Source organism: Neisseria sp. P0001.S005 (assembly GCF_051963715.1).
This window is the reverse complement of sequence record NZ_JBQCTZ010000517.1, coordinates 1-569: the sequence shown is the minus strand read 5'-3', so window position 1 is coordinate 569 and position 569 is coordinate 1. Positions and strand designations below refer to the sequence as shown.

Genomic DNA, 569 nt, shown 5'->3' with positions numbered 1-569 from the left:
CGGCGCATCAAAGCGGAAACTGAATCCGCGGCTGCCATCGTCAATTTGCGGCGACGAAATCCCCAAATCAAAAAGCGCACCGTCAATCTTATCGATGCCTAATTCATCCAAGGCCGTCTGAAATGTTTCAAAACCATTGTGTACGACACTGACGCGCTTATCTTGCTTTGCCAATTCATTAGCTACCGCAATCGCCTCGGGGTCTTTATCAAAAACAACCAAACGACCCTGCTCACCCAAACGCGACAAAATCAGCCGGGAATGCCCTCCCCTACCGAACGTACCGTCCACATAAATCCCGTCTTCACGGATTGCCAACGCATCCACCGCCTCATGCAACAAGACAGTAACATGCTGATAATTTTCAACTTTACTCACAATTGCAAATCCGTTTGACTCAATTGGAAAGCCAACTCATCAGGATCAATATCCAAAGCCTGATTCATTTCCTCTTCCCAATGTTCGCGACCCCACAACTCCATACGGTTTGCACGGCCAACCAAAGTAACTTCTTTTTCAAAATCCACGCGTTTGCGCAGATTCGCCGGAATCAAAACGCGTCCGGCGCT

General features: G+C 48.5%; 1 protein-coding gene and 1 pseudogene. Both read right to left on the bottom strand.

Going from position 1 to position 569, the window contains the following annotated elements; all coding sequences use genetic code 11:
• The coding region (gene mraW / locus ACTHSP_RS21410; protein WP_440346927.1) for a 16S rRNA (cytosine(1402)-N(4))-methyltransferase at positions 1-378 on the bottom strand (378 nt) is incomplete at its 3' end.
• Positions 375-569 (bottom strand): annotated as a pseudogene (locus tag ACTHSP_RS21405) (division/cell wall cluster transcriptional repressor MraZ); the annotation flags it as partial. The pseudogene ACTHSP_RS21405 and the gene mraW, both read right to left, overlap by 4 nt.